Source organism: Falsihalocynthiibacter sp. S25ZX9 (assembly GCF_041205405.1).
GTDB classification, from domain to species: domain Bacteria; phylum Pseudomonadota; class Alphaproteobacteria; order Rhodobacterales; family Rhodobacteraceae; genus Falsihalocynthiibacter; species Falsihalocynthiibacter arcticus.
Genome location: NZ_JBGFCD010000308.1, coordinates 1 through 286, shown reverse-complemented (window position 1 = coordinate 286; position 286 = coordinate 1). Strand labels below are relative to the sequence as shown.

Here is a 286-nt window from a genome sequence, read left to right as displayed (position 1 = left end):
AATTCCGTCCGCAGCTCCGCCGCCCGCACCGCCGTACTCACCCGCGCCAGCGTATTCTTCGCCATCCGCACATGCCGATGCTGTTCCTTCGTCGCCAGTCGATCCGACGCAGGCTCAATCCTATCCCGAGTATTCTTGTTGTGCGGCGTGACCATCGCGGCCTCCATTCTGTGTAAAATATGGCCCCATCTTCCCACCAAATCGTTAACGCCAGCGCAAACCTGCGGCCGCACATCCCGCCCCTATGGAAATCATATGCAAAACATATGCGAATAACGCCCCGCCT

Annotated in this window: 1 protein-coding gene; it reads right to left on the bottom strand. The window is 58.4% G+C overall.

Annotated elements, in window-relative coordinates:
• On the bottom strand, window positions 1-233 hold a 233-nt coding region (locus AB9F29_RS22365), incomplete at its 3' end, for a hypothetical protein (RefSeq protein WP_369757309.1).
• Between the last annotated feature and the right edge of the window lie 53 nt (window positions 234-286).